This is a genomic window from Mycobacterium dioxanotrophicus, assembly GCF_002157835.1.
In the GTDB taxonomy this organism is placed as follows: Bacteria; Actinomycetota; Actinomycetes; order Mycobacteriales; family Mycobacteriaceae; genus Mycobacterium; species Mycobacterium dioxanotrophicus.
In genome coordinates this window covers 4,234,297-4,253,952 of the sequence record NZ_CP020809.1, presented here as the reverse complement: position 1 = coordinate 4,253,952, position 19,656 = coordinate 4,234,297, and the positions used below count along the sequence as shown (strand labels likewise).

General features: G+C 65.4%; 21 protein-coding genes and 5 pseudogenes. 8 read left to right on the top strand and 18 right to left on the bottom strand.

What is annotated here, in order from left to right; translation table 11 throughout:
- The first annotated feature begins 81 nt into the window (after positions 1-81).
- Together BTO20_RS20680 and BTO20_RS20675 are read left to right on the top strand one after the other, a co-directional pair.
- Positions 82-450, top strand: coding sequence for an ArsR/SmtB family transcription factor (locus BTO20_RS20680; RefSeq protein ID WP_087082422.1), 369 nt, complete (start codon positions 82-84; stop codon positions 448-450).
- On the top strand, positions 447-2,423 hold the full coding sequence (locus BTO20_RS20675; protein ID WP_087078056.1) for a heavy metal translocating P-type ATPase: 1,977 nt from the start codon (positions 447-449) through the stop codon (positions 2,421-2,423). The genes BTO20_RS20680 and BTO20_RS20675 overlap by 4 nt, the downstream gene beginning before the upstream one ends.
- Before the next feature lie 344 nt (positions 2,424-2,767).
- On the opposite strand, the gene BTO20_RS20665 is transcribed toward BTO20_RS20675, so the two are convergent.
- The 6 genes and pseudogenes from BTO20_RS20665 to BTO20_RS20640 form a co-directional block, all read right to left on the bottom strand.
- Positions 2,768-3,250, bottom strand: coding sequence for an arsenate-mycothiol transferase ArsC (locus tag BTO20_RS20665; protein WP_198344004.1), 483 nt, complete (start codon positions 3,248-3,250; stop codon positions 2,768-2,770).
- A gap of 26 nt (positions 3,251-3,276) precedes the next feature.
- Positions 3,277-3,750: a GNAT family N-acetyltransferase gene (locus tag BTO20_RS20660; RefSeq protein ID WP_198344003.1), complete on the bottom strand. Its 474-nt coding sequence runs from the start codon at positions 3,748-3,750 to the stop codon at positions 3,277-3,279.
- A 58-nt stretch (positions 3,751-3,808) separates the two neighbouring features.
- The gene (locus BTO20_RS20655; RefSeq protein WP_087078053.1) at positions 3,809-4,477 is read right to left on the bottom strand and encodes an arsenate reductase ArsC; all 669 of its coding nucleotides are present in this window, start codon (positions 4,475-4,477) and stop codon (positions 3,809-3,811) included.
- Between the two features lie 41 nt (positions 4,478-4,518).
- Positions 4,519-5,589 (bottom strand): annotated as a pseudogene (gene arsB / locus BTO20_RS20650) (ACR3 family arsenite efflux transporter); the annotation flags it as partial.
- Positions 5,586-5,963 carry an ArsR/SmtB family transcription factor gene (locus BTO20_RS20645; RefSeq protein WP_087078051.1) on the bottom strand — a complete coding sequence of 126 codons (378 nt, stop codon included), beginning with the start codon at positions 5,961-5,963 and terminating at the stop codon, positions 5,586-5,588. The pseudogene arsB and the gene BTO20_RS20645, both read right to left, overlap by 4 nt.
- A 103-nt stretch (positions 5,964-6,066) precedes the next feature.
- A complete protein-coding gene (locus BTO20_RS20640) occupies positions 6,067-6,555 on the bottom strand; it encodes an ArsI/CadI family heavy metal resistance metalloenzyme (protein ID WP_087078050.1) in 489 nt (162 codons plus the stop codon).
- A gap of 103 nt (positions 6,556-6,658) precedes the next feature.
- Here BTO20_RS20640 and BTO20_RS20635 point away from each other — a divergent pair, with 103 nt between their 5' ends.
- Entirely contained in the window at positions 6,659-7,018 is a 360-nt protein-coding gene (locus tag BTO20_RS20635; RefSeq protein WP_087078049.1) for an Rv2640c family ArsR-like transcriptional regulator, read from the top strand.
- 93 nt (positions 7,019-7,111) lie between these two features.
- Here BTO20_RS20635 and BTO20_RS40630 read toward each other — a convergent pair whose 3' ends face one another.
- Complete coding sequence (locus BTO20_RS40630; RefSeq protein ID WP_232490794.1) at positions 7,112-7,852, bottom strand: hypothetical protein; 741 nt, start codon at positions 7,850-7,852, stop codon at positions 7,112-7,114.
- Between the two features lie 123 nt (positions 7,853-7,975).
- Here BTO20_RS40630 and BTO20_RS20620 point away from each other — a divergent pair, with 123 nt between their 5' ends.
- Together BTO20_RS20620 and BTO20_RS40625 are read left to right on the top strand one after the other, a co-directional pair.
- Positions 7,976-8,239 carry an SHOCT domain-containing protein gene (locus BTO20_RS20620; protein WP_232490793.1) on the top strand — a complete coding sequence of 88 codons (264 nt, stop codon included), beginning with the start codon at positions 7,976-7,978 and terminating at the stop codon, positions 8,237-8,239.
- 91 nt (positions 8,240-8,330) lie between these two features.
- A pseudogene (locus BTO20_RS40625) lies at positions 8,331-8,451 on the top strand (hypothetical protein); the annotation flags it as partial.
- A 1-nt stretch (position 8,452) separates the two neighbouring features.
- Here BTO20_RS40625 and BTO20_RS20615 read toward each other — a convergent pair.
- On the bottom strand, positions 8,453-9,520 hold the full coding sequence (locus BTO20_RS20615; protein ID WP_428833525.1) for an IS110 family RNA-guided transposase: 1,068 nt from the start codon (positions 9,518-9,520) through the stop codon (positions 8,453-8,455).
- A 210-nt stretch (positions 9,521-9,730) separates the two neighbouring features.
- Here BTO20_RS20615 and BTO20_RS41380 point away from each other — a divergent pair.
- Positions 9,731-9,933: pseudogene (locus tag BTO20_RS41380) on the top strand (multicopper oxidase family protein); the annotation flags it as partial.
- Positions 9,934-10,080: 147 nt separating this feature from the next.
- Here BTO20_RS41380 and BTO20_RS41375 read toward each other — a convergent pair.
- Positions 10,081-10,326 (bottom strand): three-helix bundle dimerization domain-containing protein, encoded by a 246-nt coding sequence (locus BTO20_RS41375; RefSeq protein WP_408632120.1) that lies wholly within the window; start codon positions 10,324-10,326, stop codon positions 10,081-10,083.
- On the opposite strand from BTO20_RS41375, the pseudogene BTO20_RS20605 reads away from it, so the two are divergent.
- Together BTO20_RS20605 and BTO20_RS20600 are read left to right on the top strand one after the other, a co-directional pair.
- Positions 10,285-10,521: pseudogene (locus BTO20_RS20605) on the top strand (helix-turn-helix domain-containing protein); the annotation flags it as partial. The gene BTO20_RS41375 and the pseudogene BTO20_RS20605 sit on opposite strands and share 42 nt — an antisense overlap.
- Positions 10,522-10,787: 266 nt before the next feature.
- On the top strand, positions 10,788-11,024 hold the full coding sequence (locus BTO20_RS20600) for a hypothetical protein (protein ID WP_157680285.1): 237 nt from the start codon (positions 10,788-10,790) through the stop codon (positions 11,022-11,024).
- A 25-nt stretch (positions 11,025-11,049) separates the two neighbouring features.
- Here the strand turns inward: BTO20_RS20600 and istB are convergent, their stop codons facing one another.
- The 9 genes and pseudogenes from istB to BTO20_RS20565 all read right to left on the bottom strand — a co-directional run bounded on the left by istB (position 11,050) and on the right by BTO20_RS20565 (position 19,537).
- Positions 11,050-11,877: an IS21-like element helper ATPase IstB gene (istB, locus tag BTO20_RS20595; protein WP_087078046.1), complete on the bottom strand. Its 828-nt coding sequence runs from the start codon at positions 11,875-11,877 to the stop codon at positions 11,050-11,052.
- Positions 11,874-12,446, bottom strand: a pseudogene (locus BTO20_RS20590) (IS21 family transposase); the annotation flags it as partial. The pseudogene BTO20_RS20590 and the gene istB, both read right to left, overlap by 4 nt.
- Positions 12,447-12,479: 33 nt before the next feature.
- Complete coding sequence (locus BTO20_RS20585) at positions 12,480-13,451, bottom strand: IS481 family transposase (protein WP_087078045.1); 972 nt, start codon at positions 13,449-13,451, stop codon at positions 12,480-12,482.
- Between the two features lie 179 nt (positions 13,452-13,630).
- On the bottom strand, positions 13,631-15,370 hold the full coding sequence (locus BTO20_RS20580) for a site-specific integrase (RefSeq protein ID WP_232490792.1): 1,740 nt from the start codon (positions 15,368-15,370) through the stop codon (positions 13,631-13,633).
- Positions 15,360-16,079 carry a hypothetical protein gene (locus BTO20_RS40615; RefSeq protein ID WP_232490791.1) on the bottom strand — a complete coding sequence of 240 codons (720 nt, stop codon included), beginning with the start codon at positions 16,077-16,079 and terminating at the stop codon, positions 15,360-15,362. Before BTO20_RS40615 ends, BTO20_RS20580 begins: the two co-directional genes overlap by 11 nt.
- Positions 16,076-17,209 (bottom strand): tyrosine-type recombinase/integrase, encoded by a 1,134-nt coding sequence (locus BTO20_RS20575; RefSeq protein ID WP_232491250.1) that lies wholly within the window; start codon positions 17,207-17,209, stop codon positions 16,076-16,078. The genes BTO20_RS40615 and BTO20_RS20575 overlap by 4 nt, the downstream gene beginning before the upstream one ends.
- The gene (gene istA / locus BTO20_RS40610) at positions 17,091-18,350 is read right to left on the bottom strand and encodes an IS21 family transposase (RefSeq protein WP_157680284.1); all 1,260 of its coding nucleotides are present in this window, start codon (positions 18,348-18,350) and stop codon (positions 17,091-17,093) included. Before istA ends, BTO20_RS20575 begins: the two co-directional genes overlap by 119 nt.
- A 125-nt stretch (positions 18,351-18,475) precedes the next feature.
- On the bottom strand, positions 18,476-19,174 hold the full coding sequence (locus BTO20_RS20570) for a hypothetical protein (RefSeq protein ID WP_087078043.1): 699 nt from the start codon (positions 19,172-19,174) through the stop codon (positions 18,476-18,478).
- Positions 19,175-19,264: 90 nt separating this feature from the next.
- Complete coding sequence (locus BTO20_RS20565) at positions 19,265-19,537, bottom strand: hypothetical protein (RefSeq protein ID WP_157680283.1); 273 nt, start codon at positions 19,535-19,537, stop codon at positions 19,265-19,267.
- Positions 19,538-19,656 lie beyond the last annotated feature (119 nt).

Genomic DNA, 19,656 nt, shown 5'->3' with positions numbered 1-19,656 from the left:
ATGTCGCCTGGCATCGGTGACTGTCGATGTTGTCCTTGTTGACCGATCAATGGAGTTGAACGCTATCATCGTCGTGTGGCGATGAAAAGTGGTTCGGTCGATCCCGTGGTGTGCGGGAATGTGGATGCCGCGACGGCGCTGTTTCACAGCCTTTCGGACGGCACCCGGTTGGCGATTCTGCGCCGCCTGGCTGGTGGCGAGGCCCGGGTGGTGGACCTGACCAGGGAGTTGGGGTTGGCGCAGTCAACGGTCTCGGCGCATCTGGCCTGCCTGCGTGACTGCGGGCTGGTGGATTTCCGGCCGCAGGGCCGGGCCTCGATCTATCGGCTGGCCCGCCCCGAGCTGCTGGACATGTTCCGGGCCGCCGAAGCGGTGTTGGAGGCCACCGGCAACGCGGTCGCGTTGTGCCCCAACTACGGCCACCCGGCCGAGCGAAAGGTTGCGCGATGAGTGAGGCGTGCGGCTGCGGCAGCGACGAGCCCGTCGCGGACGACCACGAACCCGAACGGCTCTGGGAGATCACCGAACTGCGCGCCGCCGCGGTGGCCGGAGTGGTGCTGGCGGCCGGCTACGTGATCGGCTGGACCGGCGGCCCCCATGCGGTCGAGATCGGCCTGTATGCACTGGCGTTGGTGATCGGCGCCTACACGTTCGTGCCCTCGACCCTGCGCCGGCTGGCCCAGGGGAAGATCGGGGTCGGCACGCTGATGACGATCGCAGCGGTCGGCGCGGTGATCCTCGGCGAAGTCGGCGAGGCCGCCATGCTGGCGTTCCTGTTCTCCATCAGCGAAGGCCTTGAAGAATACTCCTTGGCCCGCACCCGCCGCAGCCTGCGCGCCCTGTTGTCGCTGGTGCCCGACGAGGCCACCGTCCTGCGCGCCGGCACCGAAACCCCCATCCCGTCAAGCCAATTGCGGGTCGGTGACCGGATGCTCGTCAAGCCCGGCGAACGCGTCGCCACCGACGGCACCATCACCTCAGGGCGCACCGCGCTGGATGTCTCGGCGATCACCGGCGAATCCGTGCCGGTCGAGGCCGGGCCCGGTGATGAGGTGTTCGCCGGGTCGATCAACGGCACCGGAGTCCTCGAAGTCGAGGTCACCAGCAGCGCCGCCGACAACTCGCTGGCCCGCATCGTGGCCATCGTGGAGGCCGAGCAGTCCCGCAAAGGCGAAGCCCAGCGCCTGGCCGACCGCATCGCCAAACCCCTGGTCCCGGCGATCATGATCGCCGCCGTCCTCATCGCCGCCATCGGTTCCGTCCTTGGGGATCCGCTGGTGTGGATCGAGCGGGCCCTCGTTGTGTTGGTGGCCGCCTCCCCGTGCGCGCTGGCGATCTCGGTGCCGGTCACCGTCGTCGCCGCGATCGGAGCGGCCTCCAAGCTCGGCGTCCTCGTCAAAGGCGGGGCGGCACTGGAAGCCCTCGGCGCGGTCCGCACCATCGCCCTGGACAAAACCGGCACCCTGACCGCCAACCGGCCCACCGTCATCGACGTCGCCACCACCAACGGCGCCACCCGCGAGCAGGTCTTGGAGGCGGCGGCAGCGTTGGAGGCCCGCAGCGAACACCCCCTGGCCGCCGCCATTCTCGCTGCCACCGAGGACGCGGTCCAGCCCGCCCAGGAGGTGCAAGCCGTCCCCGGCGCGGGCCTGACCGGGCATCGGGACGGCCGGAGGTTGCGGCTCGGGCGGCCCGGCTGGCTCGCTCCCGGCCCGCTGGCCGAACAGGTCACGGCCATGCAAGCCGCCGGGGCGACCGCGGTGCTGGTCGAAGACAACAACCAACTGATCGGCGCAGTGGCGGTGCGTGACGAACTGCGCCCCGAAGCCCGCGCCGTCGTGGCGCAGCTGCGCCGCGGCGGCTATCAGGTAGCCATGCTGACCGGCGACAACTACGCGACCGCCCATGCCCTGGCCCGGCAGGTGGGGATCGATACGGTGCATGCTGATCTGCGGCCCGAAGACAAAGCCGCGCTGATCGGTCAACTGCGCCAACACTGCTCGACGGCCATGGTCGGTGACGGGGTCAACGACGCCCCCGCCCTGGCCACCGCCGACCTCGGCATTGCGATGGGGGCGATGGGCACCGACGTGGCCATCGAAACCGCCGACGTCGCCCTGATGGGTGAAGACCTGCGCCACCTCACCCACGCACTGGCGCACGCGCGGCGCGCCCGGCGCATCATGCTGCAAAACGTCGGCCTGTCCTTGGGTTTGATCACGGTACTCATCCCGCTCGCCCTCACCGGGGTGATGGGGCTGGCCGCGGTCGTCGCCGTGCACGAACTCGCCGAAATCATCGTCATCGCCAACGGTGTGCGCGCCGGACGCACCACACCCCTCGGGGGCGCCACTATTGAAGCCGGAACCGACTTGCACCGGCTGGCCCAGACCGGCCACCAGAAAACCACGACAGCCAGCTGAACTCGGGTTGCAACAGCATCACGTTGAACCGTGTCAACTCGCGTGAGCCGAGCAACGGGGAGGACACCCGCATCGATCAGGTCGACCGCGTCGCACTCCGAAGCGCCGCCAGCACGCGATTCCTGGTCGGAAGGTCCAATCGGCACGCATCAGCTGCCAACTCAGTGCCCGGCCTCATGACATCCACACCATCAACGAGCACCGACGGCGATGGATATGCACCGACCCTTTCCACCACCACATCGTCAGCGATACCAACCTCAAACAGACACTCGGCGAGCAAGCGCCGAGCCTCCGCCGCATTCGGACACCCCGGGCTGGTGAGAAGCTCCACACGCATACATCTAGCTTCGCTCAGAGCGCGTGTTATCTGGGCGGTTGGATCGCGATGACGGGCCGGTGGGCGTTGCGATCGGCGTGGAGAGGTGGGCGACCAACGCCTGGACGCGCGTCGTGATGTCGTCGCGGATGATTCGCATGCGTTCGATGCCATCGATGCCGCGCAGTGAGGGTTCGTCGGTGTCCCATCGCGCGACATTGGTGCCGGGGCGGTTGCCGAGTTCGGCTTGGGTGCCGACGATGACGACCAGGTCCGCATCGTCGAGCATCTGGTCGGTGAGTTGAACCGGTCGATGGTCGCTGATGTCGACGCCGACTTCGGCCAGAGCTTGTGCGGAAAGATCGTTGACGGCGGTCTTGGCGTGGGTGCCGGCCGAGGTGACATGGATGGTGGGTCCGGCGATGTGGTGCATGAGTCCTGCTGCCATCACCGATTTTCCGGCATTGCTGACGCAGACGAACAGGACGGTTGGGGGTGTGGCGGTCACCGGGTGTTTCCCTTCGTGGTGGGCGGTCAGATGATGTGTGGGCTGCGCCGCTCCATCAGGATGACGTCACGCCAGTGGCCGTGGAGTCGGCCGTGGCGCTCACGCACCCCGACGACGCGGAATCCGGCCCGGTGGTGCAGGGCGAGCGTGGCGGTGTTCTCGGGAAACACCTGGCTTTGCAGGGTCCAGATTCCGGCGTTCTCGCTGGAGGTGATCACAGACGTCAGCAGCAGCGTCCCGATACCTTGGCCGCGAGCGTGCTCGGCGACATACACACTGAGCTCGATCACCCCGGCGTGCACGCACCGTGAGGAGACGGGCGCAGCGGCAACCCATCCCATCACCTGCCCGTCGGGGCCGGTGGTGACGAAGCGGTGATCCGGGAGGTGCTCGGCGTCGAAGGTGGCCCAGTCCGGGGCGTTGAGGTCGAAGGTGGCGTTTGCGGTGTTGATCCCGGCTTGGTAGATCGCCAGGACGGCATCGGCATGGTCGGCGGTCATCGGGACTATCCGATGTTGACTGCCGGTCATCCCGATGAGCCCGTGCGCGTTGCGATGGTCAACGAGTCACGGCGACGTTGAGGTCAGCCAGCAACCGGCGGACGCGTTCTTCGATGTCGTCGCGGATGGGCCGCACGGCGTCGAGGCCTTGGCCGGCCGGGTCGGGCAGTTCCCAGTTCTCGTAGCGCTTGCCGGGGAAGATCGGGCAGGCGTCCCCGCAGCCCATGGTGATGACCACGTCGGCGGCAGCCACGATTTCGTCGGTCCAGGGTTTCGGGTATTCACCGGTGATATCGATACCGACCTCGGCCATGGCAGCGATTGCGGCCGGGTTGATCTCGTTGCCGGGCTCGGATCCGCCCGACCAGGCCACGGCGCGGTCGCCGGCCATATGAGTGAAGTATCCCAGCGCCATCTGGGAGCGGCCGGCGTTGTGGGTGCACAGGAACAGCACGGTGGGTTTGCCGTCGCTGATCTTGCCTTCCACCCGGGCAAGGGCGTGCAGGCGTTGGCGGGCGAACCGTTCGGCCAGCAGCGGCAAAAAGTTGGGAATGGTGGCACGCCCGGCGAATTGGTCATACGACGAGCAGAGGAACCGTTCGATAGTTTCAGTGCCGAAGCTATCGGCGAACTCTGTCTCCAGCCGGGTGGCAGCCGTTTTCAGGGCGAGCTGTTGGTCGATCGACAGGTCATCGCGCAGCTGGTGGGTGACGGGGCTGTCGGTCATGGCGTGGGTTCCGTTCTCGTCGTCGAGCCGTCAGTGGGCAGGTGTTGGGAGGTGTGGTGATGAAACCGTTTACGCAGCGCCAGCGAGACATAGACCAGGGCCACCAGCACCGGGACTTCGATCAGCGGGCCCACGACCCCGGCCAGGGCTTGTCCCGAGGTGGCGCCGTAGGTGGCGATCGCGACGGCGATGGCCAGTTCGAAGTTGTTGCCCGCGGCGGTGAACGCCAGGGTGGTGGTGCGCTCGTAGCCCAGATCGAGCATGCTGCCGAGCAGGTAGCCCCCGCCCCACATGATCGCGAAATACGCCAGTAGCGGCAGGGCGATGCGGGCCACGTCCCAGGGCTGGTGAGTGATCTGATCGCCTTGCAGGGCAAACAGAATCACGATGGTGAACAGTAACCCGTAGAGCGCCCACGGCCCGATCGTCGGCAGGAACTTCGACTCATACCAGTCGCGGCCTTTGGTTTTTTCTCCGATCCGGCGGGAGAGGTAGCCGGCCAGCAGCGGGATGCCGAGGAAGATGAGCACCGATTTGGCGATCTGCCACGGTGAGGTGTCGATGGTGGTTTGTTGCAGGCCGAGCCAGCCGGGCAGCACCGACAGGTAGAACCAGCCCAACACCGCGAACATGACCACTTGGAAGATCGAATTCAAGGCCACGAGAACGGCGGCGGCTTCACGGTCCCCGCAGGCCAGGTCGTTCCAGATGATGACCATGGCAATACATCTGGCGAGGCCGACGATGATCAGGCCGGTGCGATATTCGGGCAGATCGGGCAGCAGCAACCAGGCCAGCGCGAACATCAACGCCGGGCCGAGCACCCAGTTCAACACCAGCGAGGACAGCAGCAGTTTGCGGTCACCGGTGACGGTGTCGAGGCGGTCGTAGCGGACCTTGGCCAGGACCGGGTACATCATGATCAACAAACCGAGGGCGATGGGCAGTGAAATTCCGTCGATCTGAACCTTTTCCAGTGCGGTGTTCAATCCGGGGATCCACCGGCCCAGCAGCAGCCCGGCAACCATGGCCGCGCCGATCCACAGCGGCAGGAACCGGTCGAGGGTGGACAGCTTGCCCACGACCGGCGGCGCAGTGGTGGTGTCGGTCATGCCGGCACCCCAGCCACTGCATCTACCGAGGTCGCTCCGAGGAGCACGGCCAGGCTGGCCAGCGCTTCGGGCACCACCGCGTAATACACCCACGAGGCCCGGCGCTGCGAGGTGAGCAGGCCGGCGTCGCGCAGCACCTTGAGGTGATGGCTCACGGTGGGTTGGGAGACCTCCACGCCGACCGAGATGTCGCAGACGCAGGCTTCGCCGCCGGCGTGGCTGGCGATCGCCGAAAACAGTTGCAGCCGCACTGGATCAGCCAGGGCTTTGAGTTTGACTGCCATATCGGCGGCCTCGGCCGCCGAGAGAGGTTCACCCAGGAGTGCCCCGGGTGGGCAGCACGCGTCATCGACTGGACCTGATGATTTCGACATACATCAATATTGATACTTATCGAACCAGCCGTCAAGCCGGGCGACCGATAATCAAGGGCCCACCATCGCGGGGATGGTGGGCCCTTCGTGCCGGGTATCGGCGTTAGCAGCAGGACGAGGTCTTCGCCGCCTGGGGCTGCGCTTCGGCGGCGGCAGTACCGCCGCAGCAGACCCCACCCTCGGCGGCCTCACCGTCGGCGAGGAGCTGCGGGCTGGTGCCGAACGTGTCGGAATCGGCCAGCACGGTGTAGACCTCCCACTTCTCCCCGGCCGGGCCAGTGACCCACACCTTGTCCTGGGTGGCAAAACAACACGTGGTGCCGATCTCCTCGTCGGTGAACAGCCCTTCGCTGGTCAGCCGGGCGATCTCGGCGTGCACCTTGTCACTGGATTCGACCTCGACGCCGAGGTGGTTGATGGTGCCGCCCTTGCCGGGATTTTCCAGCAGTACCAGCTTCAGCGGTGGCTCGGTGACCGCGAAGTTGGCGTAACCGGGCTTGACCTTGGCCGGGGAAACGCCAAAGAGTTTGGTGTAGAACGTGACTGCCTCGTCGAGATCATTGACGTTGAGCGCTAACTGAACACGGGACATGATGAACCTCCCACTAGGGCTGAGACATATATCGAACTGACGCGTCAGGGCTCAGCATGCCACCTTTTCGATATATGTCAAGAAATTGTGGCAGGATGGGGGCATGCCCAAAGCGTTGCCCGTGATCGACATGTCCGCTCCGGTGTGCTGCGCCCCGGTTGCCGCCGGGCCGCTCAGTGACGCCGACGCCCTGCAGGTGGCGATGCGGCTGAAGGCTTTGGCTGATCCGGTGCGGGTCAAGATCATGTCGCTGCTGTTCAGTTCGCGCCCCGGGGAGGAGACCAGCGGGGATCTGGCGGCGGTGCTCGACTTGGCCGAATCCACGGTCAGTCATCACCTGGGCCAGCTGCGCAAAGCCGGGTTGGTGATCTCCGACCGGCGCGGCATGAACGTGTTCCACCGGGTGAAACCCGAAGCCCTGCAAGCATTGTGCGTGGTGCTCGACCCGAACTGCTGCACCTAGCCTTAGACAGCAGATCGTCGGCACGGCCGATGTTCCGCGACCGGGAGGTGGTCGCACTGTCGCGGTGGCGTGGTGGCGGTCATCCACCGGTCGTTATGACTTGCGGGCCAGTTCTCCGTGCAGGGTGGAGATGATGTGGTCGCGTTCGTGCAGCGGAGCATTCAGTTCGGTGATCTGGGCTTCTCGTGCCTTCATCCGGGTCCGTAGTGCGGCGATGATGCTGCTCTCGGAGTCGGTAGCTGGTGGTGGCGGGGGTTCGGGGGCAGCGGCCAGCGGCTGCAGGGTGCGGATCCGTTTGCGCAGTTCGGTGCGGCGGTGAATGACGCGGCGGGACACTCCGGCGTGGCGGGCCAGGCTGCTGACAGTGATATCGAGGCCCCGCTTGCGCATTGTCTTCAGCGCCTGCCCGATACGGGTGTCGTCGTCGCTGCGTTTGCGGGCACTGGCTTGCAGCGCCAGCAGCGACGCGGTGGTCACGGTCATGCGGCCCTGTGGGGATGCGCTTTGCGCAGTGCTGAATCGTGAGCACCGCGGGTGGCCACTGGTTTGCAGTGGAATCCGATTGGCGGTTCCGGCCCGGGCGATCGCCTCATTATGGGTGGCCTGATCTGCAGTAAGACGGTCCAGTATTGCTTGCAGGGAATGCAATTCGCGCAGCCGCTCTGCGACCCACACGTTCTCATCGGTGAGGTCGCGTCCGGTCCGCTCGCGATACTGCCGCCGGCGTAGGTCGATCAATGTCATGGTCTTGGCCTGCTGGTACGGATCGTCGCGCTGGTCCTGAGACTCTCCAGCCTCGCCTGAATCATCGTCCCTGACAACCAGCGGCTGCACTGCCGAACCGCACCCAACAGTCGAGCCCGCAGGAGACGACTCAATAGGGTCTTTCGGCCCTACCCACCGGCGCCGACGGCGCGCATGGTCACAACAGCGCCACCAACTTCGCGGTGCCGCTCGATGGGAAGGACGATCATCATGATGTGGTACGGCGGGGGCTGGGGTGGTTGGATCATGATGACGGTATTGATGTTGCTGTTTTGGGGAGGGCTGCTCACCGCGATCGTCTTGGCAGCCCGCTCCTTTGGCACCGATAGCCGATCCCGCAGCGGCCCAACGGTATCGCCGCGGGCCGATGAGCTGTTGAGCGAACGGTTCGCCCGCGGCGAGATCGACGAAGAGGAGTTCCGTCGGCGAATGGCACTGCTGCGCGAACACCGCTAAGCGCCATGACCAACCCGCTGCGGCAGTGCACCGATCGACGGTTAGGCCTGACGGCCCGGCTGCCGTAGGTTCAGACTGAGGCCTATGCCGCTCCGACAGGGCGTTTCGAATCGCGCTGACCGGACACACGATGACGGTCACCCACACCGACGGCTTCCCGGTCACCCCCCACCCAGGTGGACGCCGTGCTGATCGGCATGGGTTTCTCCTATGTCAAGCCGCTGCCGGTTGGCATGGCTGTTGTCGGGTTTGGTGGTCGGTGTGGAGGTGGCCGAAGACCACCCGGGCGAGGCGGCGTTTGAGGCAGCGCAGCGCTTCGGTGGTGGAATCGCCGGCGGCCAGCCGCTTTCGGTAGTAGGCCTGGCCGAGGCCGTCCAGACGGATCTGGGTGATTGCGATGCGGTGTAGGGCGGCGTTGAGTTGACGGTTGCCTGAGCGGGTCATCCGGACCCGGCCGGCAGTGTTGCCTGACCAGACCGGGATCGGTGCCACGCCGCTGTGGCGGGCGAAGGCTGCTTCGCTTTTGAATCTGGTGACGCCGGCTGTTTCGCCGATGATCTTGGCTGCGGTCAGCTCTCCACAGCCCGGCATCGCCAGCAGCACCGGGGCAACATCGCGCACGCGTTCAGTGATGCGCTTGGCCAAGACGTTGATCTGCTCGGTGAGTCGGGTGATGTCGGACAGCTCGTCGCGGGCCAGCTCGGCGACGAGGCCGTCCAGGGTGCCTAGCCAATCGCTGAGAAGCTTGCGGTGTTTGGCACGATCCAACGACGCCGGTTTCGGAGCCCGATCGGGATCCAATTCATGAACCCGCCACAGCAACCGATTGATAGTCGCCGTCCGTTGCGCCACAAGGTCTTCGCGTCGGTCTACCAACAATTTCAACTCGCGCGAGATTTCGTCGTGAGAGGCCACTGGCAAGTCCGGTTCACGCAAGTAAGCTCGTGCAACTGCCAGCGCGTCGATCGGATCAGACTTGCCGCGCGTACGCGCTGACGCCCGGGCATGGGCCATCATTTTCGGCGGTACCCGCACCACCTTTTGATCGGCCGTCAACAAATCGCGTTCCAACCGCGCCGACAAGTGTCGGCAATCCTCGATCGCCCACACCAACTCCGTACCGAACTGGTTCCGGGCCCACTGCACCGCCTGACGATGCCCCTGCGTCGTGGCCTTGACGACTTTCTCGCCGAGTCTGCGTCCGACCGCGTCAACGGCGACGAAGGTATGCGTGCGCTTGTGCACATCGGCTCCAACAACAACCATGGTGGTTGCCTCCATTCACTGTGAGGTGACGGTTGGGCCGGTCGGCGGACACATCTCAGTGGGGGCGACGCCACGCTCCTATCAAGTCACGCCGGCCGGTCCTTCACACCTGATGCCGACAAAACCCATGGATGCCAACCCAAAGGCGGCAGCGACGCTACGAGCCAGACACCAGGTGATCAGGATCCAACCACCGCAACAAGCGGCAACCTCACCCTGACACTGAGAGAACGCTACGACGTTCTGCTCACCACCGCCGACGGAATCTTCGCACTCGTCGCACTCGCCGAAGGGAAAACGCGCTGGCCCGAGCACTGTTATCCACTGGTGCCGGCTCCGCACCCGGTCCCGGCTTCCAACCGCCCGAGCTGACCAAACGGGTCGCCACCGCCGACATTTTCACCGCCACACCGCCCGTCGATCTGGGGGCGCAGTCCGGCCGGCCCGCTTGGCACTGGCAATCTCAAGGGGAGAAACCGTGGGGTAGTTCCAGCTCAAAGTCACCCGATCACTTAGGTCGCGAACGGCGTCGCCCCCAGCCTCGATTCGGCAGGAGGCGACTCAGTCAAGCGTGGTTAGGCGCTGGTAGCTATCGGGACTGCCTGAAGCTGCGCCAGGTGCTGACTAGCATGCTTCTCGACAAACAGCGGGATGAAATCCCGGATCGGACGATTTTCGAATCGGGAAAGAGCCGCGCCGACTGCGGCTGTCGTCGGTTCCTGAAAAGTAGACCGCTGAGGTTCCCGGAAAGTTGACCCACCCGGTGGTCTCTTGGAGGGATGATCGCGGTGGAAGACTGGGCAGAGATTCGGCGGTTGCATCGGGCTGAGGGGGTGCCGATCCGGGAGGTCGCCCGTCGGTTGGGTATCTCGCGGAACACGGTTCGCGCGGCCCTGGCCTCGGAACGGCCGCCACAGTACGAACGCAAACCTCGCGGCTCGGTAGCCGACGCGTATGAACCGCAGATCCGGGTGTTGCTGGCCGAGTGGCCGAAGATGCCGGCCCCGGTGATCGCCGCACTCAACGAGCAGCTTGGCGAGATGACCCCGAAGCTGATCCTGGCCGAACGCCAAGCCGAGGCCCGGCACGCTGCAGGGGCACCAGTGATGCGCGAGGTCGCCGCCGAGCTGCGCCGCGACGTCGACCACGCCCAGTTCCTCATCGCACAGCTACGCCGACGTTTCCCCGACCTGAACTCCGACCACACGGTCCTGGCCGCCAGCGCCCGACCAGATGCTGCCGCCATGGCCATCCGACACCGCCAGTGCTGACACCGCCGGTCATGAGCACACCCGACGGACAAGCAACGACGGACGCCGCATCGCTGACCTCTGAGCTACAGCAACGGTTCCTGATCGCCCTCAACGATGCGATCACCCGAGGTCGTTCCCCAGGTCATGACATCGGCCTGGGACTCCAGACCCTCGCCGAAATGACACTGGTCGCCCAAAGCCATCCTGACGCCACCGCAGAACACCTCGCCGAGGCCTACGACACCTTCAACAGCGAACACCGCTAGCTCGCCTGCCGTCGAGTGCCGACCATCAGGCGCGAGCATCGTCGCCCGGGTTGGGGTGGTGTTTGGATCGAGTCTGGGCCAGACGGAACGAATCGGTTCCAGTTTCGATGATGTTTCCGCCGAAGGTAAGTCGGTCCACGATGGCCGCGCATAGCCGTGGGTCGGTGAACGTCTTGGTCCAGCCGGAGAAACTCTCGTTGGACGCGATCGCGACGGAGGCTTTTTCCTCACGTTCGGTGAGGACCTGGAACAGCAGTTCAGCGCCGCGCCGGTCGAGCTCCATGTAGCCCAGCTCATCGATGCAGAGCAGATCGACGCGGCCGTAGCGGGCGATGGTTTTCGACAGTTGTTTGTCGTCGGCGGCTTCGACGAGTTCGTTGACCAGTTTGGTCGCCAGGGTGTATTTGACTCGGTAGCCGGCCATCGCGGCTTCGGTGCCCAACGCGATCAGCAGGTGGCTTTTGCCAGTCCCGGAGTCACCGATCAGACACAGCGGCAAGCCCTTTTTGACCCATTCGCATTTGGCGAGGGTGTGCACCGCGGCGGCATCCACGTTCGGGTTGGCGTCGAAGTCCCAGGCCCGCAGCGACTTGTCGCGGGGAAAGCCGGCGGCTTTGATCCGCCGTGTAGCACGGCGCCGCGCGCGATCGTCGCATTCGGCCATCAACAGCTCAGCCAGAAATCCACGGTAGGACATCTGCTCGGCGGCGGCCTCGTCGGCCAGCTCGGCGAAGCTGGCACGAATCGTCGGCAAGCGCAGCATCCGGCAGGCCTGCTCCACAGCAGCGTCAGCAGCTTGCTCGGTCAACCCGCGCCGGTGCGGCAAACTGGTGCTCACAGAAGTCGTGCTCATGAGGTGGCGGTGTCCTTCCTAGGATTGCGCAGCAGAGCGTCGTAAACCGCCACCGAGGGCAGCGGCCGAGAATCAATAGGCAGTGCGGCCAGCCGTCGTGCGGTCAGCGACGCCACCGCCTCGGCCTCGTCTGCGGCTTCATGGCGTTCGCCATAGTGTTCAGAAGTGTTATCCTCAGCTGCCTTTCGCGCCTCTAAGATCACGGAATCGGCAGTCAGCGCCCCTGCCGCCAGAGCGCGGGCCAACCCGATGACCACCAGTTCGTGCGGCAGATGCCGGTGCGCCAGCAAGACGCCGATCAGTTCGCGGGTGCCGGTAGCGTCGCCGTGAGTCTTGCGGGCCGCTGCCCACCAGGCGTCGTGCACCGGGGTGAACCGCCCCGCCGCGCGGGCCTGCTCCAACGCCGTCGAACCCGGCAAAGCACCGGGCTTGCGCAGCAGAATCTCCAGGTAGTGATCCAGCTCCAGCCGGGTTTCGGCTTTGCCCGGCAAGCGTTCATGCGTGGCGACCAGCTGGCGGTCGCAGTACACCTCCAGATGCGAAGCATGCAACTGCACCCTCACCTGGCGGCCGGCTAACTGTCGTGACCTGACACGTTGTTGTCAGGCGGCGAGCCGGCTGATGGGTGGTTGTCCGCCGAGTGCGGAGTGGCCTCGTTGAGTGTTGTAGCGGTGCAGGAATCGGTCAAGACCTCGTGTGCGCAAGCTGTTTGAGGTCCAAGGGCGGGCGTAGGCCCACTCGGTGAGCAAGGTTCGGTTGAAGCGTTCTGCTTTGCCGTTGGTCCAGGGCCGGCCGGGTTTGATGAATCGGCGTTTGAGCTGCCACGCTGAGCAGACCCAACCCCAGTTGGTGCCGCGCCGGTAGACCAACGCGTTGTCGGTGAGCAGCCGTCGCACGCGCACGCCGTGAGTGGCGAACCAGGCCAACGCTCGGTGCAGGAATTCCGCGCAGGTCATATCTTTCTCGTCGGGTAGCACTTCGCTGTAGGCCAGGCGGGTGCGGTCATCGATAGCGGTGTGGACGTAGTCGTAGCCAATGTTGATCTTCTTGTGCCGGTGGGCCACCGATACCGCGGCGTCGCGGCCGTGCAGGCGCCACCCGCCTCCCTTGGGGATACGGCCGAGCTTTTTGACGTCGACATGGACCAGTGAGCCCGGGGTGCGGTGTTCGTAGCGATTGGGGCTGCGCCGCGAGCAGCGCACGGACTCGCCGGTGATCGGATCGATGGCAGACAGGTGCGGCACCTGGTGGCGGGCCAGGATCCGTCCGACCGTGGACGGATTCAAGCCGAGTTCACCAGCCAGGACGACAGCGCCGCGCTTGAGGCGGCGTCGGGCGTTGAGCACTTTCTGCTCGACCCGATGGCTGGTGCGCCGGGGCATTCGGACCGGGCGCGAGGATCGGTCGGCCAACGCTGCGTCGCCGCCCTCGGCATACCGGCGCAGCCACTTGTAGACCGTCGCTCTCGAAATGCCCAGTTGTTCAGCGACATGCGCCGGCGGCCAACCGGCTGCAACACGCTCAACGATCAGGCGACGAGCGAACACGTTGGTACGAGCGTTAGCGTGAGACACGAGGACCTCCTACGGGTGAATGCCAGACACATCCACTCCGTCAGGAGGTCCTCCCAGTTTCAAGCAGGCACGCCGTCAACAACCTCACAGGTCACGACAGCTAACCGCACCGGCACCGAATACCGATTGGTGCGCACCGTGATCTGTTCTCTGAACCGAACAGTTGTTTGAATACTGTTCTATGCTTGTCGGAAGCGTGGGATGCCGAGGCCGGTGGCAGCGATGTCAGTGGTTGTCCTGCAGCGTCTTTCGATCTGGGCGAGTTTGTCCTCAGCGCCGGCGAGGCTGACCTGGAGTCCCTCGACCTCGCCCAGCCAGCCTTCGCGTTCGGCTTCGGCGATGCGGGCCGCGAGGTTGTCCCGGATCTCCTGGAGCCGCGGTCGTTGCTGTGGGTCCGGCCATAGGAGTGCGCATCTCACGCAAGCGTGCTCGTGGATACAGGGTGTGCCGAAAGCGCGTCCGCAGGTGCCAACGGAGACCTTGCGGCGCTCGAAGTGGCCAAGGAACTGCTGCCATTCCTCGTCGGTGGGCTGGCGGTATTCCTCGGTCGGCCGGAGCTTGCGTCGGCGGGCGATGAAGGCGAGGTGGGCGGTGATCGCCTCGTCAGGGTAGACGGCCTTGTAACCCATGGTGACGCCGATGTCGCGGTGTCCGGCGATGACTTGAGCGATATGCGGCGGGAGACCGTTGAGCACGGCGTCGGTGATGAACATGCGACGGAAGTCGTGTGCGGTGAAGTGCAGCGGCTCGCCAGCAGGGTCGGTCAGCCCGGTGTGGGCCAGCGCTTCGTCAAGCAGCTGAGCTACGAAACTGCCTCCGAGCGAGCGATTTTCAGCTCTGCTCCGCCGTTGGAACAGCAGCGGAGACGGCGGCAACCACACCAATTCGTGGCTGTCGCGGGCGCGGACGAGCGGGACCGTTCCGTCGGCGCCCCGGATGCGGCAGATGACCGCGCTGAGCACATCGGCAAGTTCCGGGCTGACCACGAGCAGGCGTTCGGTGTCTGTCTTTGACGGGGCGACCTGCAGCAGCGGCACCAGCTCGTTGGTGTTCGGCAGCCGATACTGGATCAGGCTGTGATGGCTCAGTTCAAGCAGTTCCTCCACCCGGACCCCGGTATGACGAAGCAGCTCGATTACTGACCACGCCCAAAAGGCGTGCTCCTCGTCACGATTGAGCAGCCATGGCCTGCCAGTTTCTGGATGGCGCACCCAAACGTTGTCCGCCGCCGCACTCGGGCGCTCGATCCTGGTAAGGATCTTTCCGACGGCGGTGAACTGCTTCCCTGGCCGGATCTGTTGCCCGGCGTCCAGAAACTGCCGTGACTCGCGCCTCCACCGGTCGACCGCTTCGACCAGGACAGGCAGCACCGGCAGCCGCTCGCGGGTGCGGCTGTCCATGCGCGCTTTACGACGCCGAACGAACTTCTTCCGGACGAGATCTTCCTGGCTGATCGGGCACGGCGCCACCCACACACCCCACCGGACCGGGTCTTCAAGTCCCCATTCAGCCAGGTCCAGGTAGAACGCCCGCACGGTGGCCAGCGTGTCGAGGTAGCCGAGCCGTTCGGACTCCACCTCGACACGTTCGCCGTCGCGGATCACGGTGGTGGTCTTGGTGCGCAGGCGCCGCTTCCACGCGCCGGCGACCTCACGCGGCAACCGCAGCGAATCGATGTCGGGGTGATATTGCTCGAGGTCTGACCAGAAACACCGAACCAGGTGATACGCCAGGCCGACCAACGTGTTGTAGTCGACTGCCGGTTGCCGATCGGCTAGATAGGCGACGAGCAGGTCACGGATCGGTCGGCACGCGATCGGATAACGGTCGACGAGCTGGGCGACTGAACGCTGCCCGAGGCTACGGATCTCCTGCAACGACGGCGTATCGGCGCCGAACACGCCTGCCTCACGCAGCATTCGAAAAGTCGCCGACGCCGAATCCGTACGGCCCCGCACCACGTATTCGACGGATCTCCAGCACATCACCAACGGTGATGTCTGCCAGCGTGCCGCCCTTGGCAGCGACGATCACCGCGCAGCGAAACAGGATGTCGCCCAACGCGTCCGATCTGATCGCCGGATCCTGCTCGCACAATCGCCGCAGCCGGTCGAATCCCGCGCCGTCGCGGCCGTAGACCATATTGCGAACCAGCTTGCGCTTCTTCCCGCCGGTCAACAGCCACTCCAGGGACGGTCGCAGCACGTCTGCGCCGACCACCACCAGCAGCGAGCTGGTCATCAACTCCAACCGGTTCTCGGAGTACTTCCCCTGGCGACGAAGCCACTGCTCGGGATGCTGCGCCCATTCCGAGCCTTGGGCGTCGGCGCCGCTGGCCATCCACCGCAGCTGCCAGGTTTCACCGGGTTGGTCGGCGAGCCAGTCCAGCAGCATTGGCACGCCCCAACGGCGGGCGTTCCGCACCCGCTGCGTGGACAACTCAGCCGTCGCGGCGGCGATAACCCCATCCGCCTCGACACGATCGCCGCAGGTGGCCGCCCAGCGCGTCTGCACCGCACGGGCCGGATAACGGGTTCGCCAATCAGGATGCGTGAGAGCGGGCTCAAGCGGCTCGGCATCGACACGGTTGGCAGTCCTTGACGCCAGAATGGTCTCGGCGATGGTCATGAGCGCCGACTCCGAGCGAACAGCACATCCAGCGTCTCGGGTCGATAGCCCGCCGCCGGCGGCGGGCCCTGCTCGGCGGCCTTGCGGGTCTGTTCGGCGTGGTGGGCGAGCACGCGTTCGATCACATCCTCCTTGCGCGGGGTCAGATAGATCTGCGTGGTGGTCAGCTGCGCATGCCCGAGCACGAACTGCACGTCGGTGAGCGGCATCGCCGGATCCTGGGCCATCCGGTAGGCCGCCGTATGCCGCAGCGCATGCAGCGTCGCGCTGGCGCCGGCGTCGGCGCTCACCCGCTCGAACATGCGGTGCGCTGCGTGATAGGTCAACGGCCGAAACGGCTTGCGCCGCGTCCACCACAACGGTCTGGTTCGTCCGCGCGGGATTTGACCCTCCATCTCCACCTGATACAACCGCAGCCACACGAACGCGTCCGACGACGCCGGCAGCTCCTGCATCTCACGAGAACCCTTGCGCACCACCGTGATCAACTGCCGCCCAGGATCGACACCGCCCTGCGTCACGGTCAGCAGCTCCGAGGCCCGCGCCCCGGTGGAGACGTAAAACGCCACCATCGCCCGGTCTCGGTTCGAGAGCAGCCGCGCGAAGATCTGGTTGAACTCCGCATCCGGGATATTGCGCGGGATCCGTCTGATCGCCCGAGGCCGATACAAGCCTGCTCGCTCGTTGCGATACGGCTCCATCGGGTTGTGATGCGCGTGCGCCCGGCCACCGCGCCGCGACCGGTCCAGCGGAAACGGATTCACCATCGGCCCGGTACCGACGTCGCGGTGGAAATCATAGAAACAGCGCAGAACCGTTTCGCTGTGCACCCGCACCGACACCGAATAGGGCACCGCCCGACCAGAACCTTTCGCGCGGTTCGTGATCGCAAGCCATCGGCAGAAATCGCGAGCCTCCAAACGCGTCGCACCGTCCCACGCCACCTCGACCGCCCACAGAAACCGGAACCAGCGCAGCAGGTCCATCCCGTACGAGCGGACCGTGGCCTCGCTACGCCCAGCCGCGAGCAGATCGCTGAAGTACGCAGCGACCGCCCCGACCGGCCGGCCCTGTGGGTCGAGCAACCGATACGGATCCCACTTCGATCCCGTCGCCGACAGCGACCCCACCGCCGGCACCTCCAACACCGACAGATCGCGCACGTTCTCGAAGTCGTCGAACATGGCACCGACGGTAGGACCGCTGTCTGTCGATCACGGCGCTGACATGCCGGAACGTCGGAATTAGTTCAGTCAATAGGTGACTGTGCCGATCCACGCGCAAGTTGAACCAGAGCCCGGTTTCGAACGCAGCCTCCGGCAGCGGCACCAACAGCGGCGCCTCGATAGCGAACAGCTCACCGACGGTGCGGACCCGCGAACCGATACGCCGATCGAGGTCATCGGCGTCCCATTTGTCGATCATGGCATTGAGTTCGGCGATCGATTCGATCTGAGGGACCGGCACGAAGTGGTTGCGCCGAAACCAACCGATCTGGCCTTCCACCCCACCCTTCTCATGAGCCCCCTGGATGCCAGGTTGGCAATAGAAAGCCTGTACCGAGTAGTGCGACCGAAACGCCACCCAGCGATCGTTTTCCACCCGATGCCGCGACAAACCCAGCACCGCTGAGACTGCTGATTTGAGGTTGTCGTAACGGATCCGGCCAAACGGAACCCCGCCGAGAACCTCGAAGGCGTGCACGTGGCCCTCCAAGAACGCTTCCTGCCCGGCCGATAGGAACACCCGATGCACCGCGCGGCCGGAGAACGACAAACGCAACGAGAACAACGTGCACGTCACCGGCTGACCACGCAGCTCGATCACCACGTCCCCGAAGTCGACCTCGGCTTCCTCGCCGGGCCGATGCGACTGCGGCACGAACACCTCGACAGCGGCACGACCAGACTCGGCCAAGATCTCCCCGCGACGCACCGACACATACGCCCGCACCCGCGAATACGACACCTCGGCCTGATGCTCCTCGCGCAGGCGATCGAAAACCCGCTTGGCGGTATGGCGTTGTTTGCGCGGCGCCGTCAGATCAGTACGCAGCCAACCGTCAATGACCTCGCGGTAATCATCGATCTTGCTGCCCCGATTCGGATAACGCCTTCGTTCCGAAGGCCACGCCGACCCCAACGCCTTCTGCACCGTCGTCCAGGACACCCGGTACTCACGCTGAATCGCCCGCGCCGACTTCCCAGCGTGAGCATCCCGGCGGATCGCCGCGTACAGCTCCACCTTCGACCCCGAAGGCCGCACCTCCATAGCCCATCAGAGACAGGTGCACGGCGGGTGACTCCCGAATTCACAGTCACCGACTTTGACACGACAACACCGACTCCGAAATTCGTGATCAAACGACTCCCGAATCAGCGGTCAAAATCAGACCCTTACGCTCGGCGTGCCAGAGCGCCAAGATCGGCCATCTTGAGTGCGCTGAACACAGTGGCGGGGTTGTACCCGAACGAAACTGGACCGTCCTTGGGCCGGGTGAACGTCGCTTCCAGCAGGCCATCGTTCGTGGCCACGGCGAACACTTCCACCCATCTGTCAGTGGTCTCGAGGAGTGCGTGTGCCTGCGTCGGGTCCAGCACCGAGGTGCCCACCGCGGCGTTGCGGTAGCCGGTGGTCTGGTCGGGCGCGGTGCGGCAGGTGTCCAGGTAGCGGCGATAGGAAGCCAGCGCGTAGCTGGAGGCGTTGATGCCGTTATAGCCGGCACCGGAGACCGTGCCGGCCCACCCTTCGGTTCCCTCTGAGTTGCTGGGTCGCAGATCAGCGACGAACACTGGGCTGGTCGCCGCTGCGCGGCGATCGAGATCGGTTTCAGCGGGGATCCCGTCGACAGAGCAGGACGCTAGGCCAGGCAGTACGCCGCTGGTGCGGTCATGACCCAGTACCGGTTGCCAGCCGGCGGCCGGCAGAGGGAGGTCTGCGACCGAGATGACTGAAAACGGTTCCTGTGCGGCGATGACCCCGCCCGAGACCGGGGAATCAGAGTCGGCCGGGTCAGCCTGAGCCGCTGACGCGGTGAACACCGCGGCGGCGCCAACGAGGGCGGCAGCGCTGGCGAAAGTGCGGGTGAGCTTCATGAGCGGTGACGGTAGGTGTTGCCCGGAGAAGGGGGAGGCAGCGGCGCGCCCCGCTGGAGCGGGTTGTGGTGCGCTGGCATGCCTCTGCGTTTACCGGGGCAGACCGGTCTGGTCGATCACCAGCGCCAGCGAGCCCCCTTGTGGCGGATCGGCGTAACGGCGGGCGAGGTAGGCATGCAGGTCGCGGTACTGGTACTCGACGGCCGGCGGCTGCTCGCGCACCCACTCGATCGAACCCTCGTCGTGCTCGCCAACTCGCATGTAGGTCATAAGGTTGCCGGGGTTGCAGTCGGAGGCGGAGTCGAGGAAAACCGCCACGGGCTCCCCGCCGCTGAGCACGTATGCCACTCGGTAATTGGTCATGGTGGCCATGCTGGTGTGGTCATGGCGCTTGGGCCCGCTGCGGCGCGTCAGGGCAACTCGATGCAGCGATGGGTTAACGGTCACCCGCGACGAAGATGCAGGGACGGGATACCCGTCGG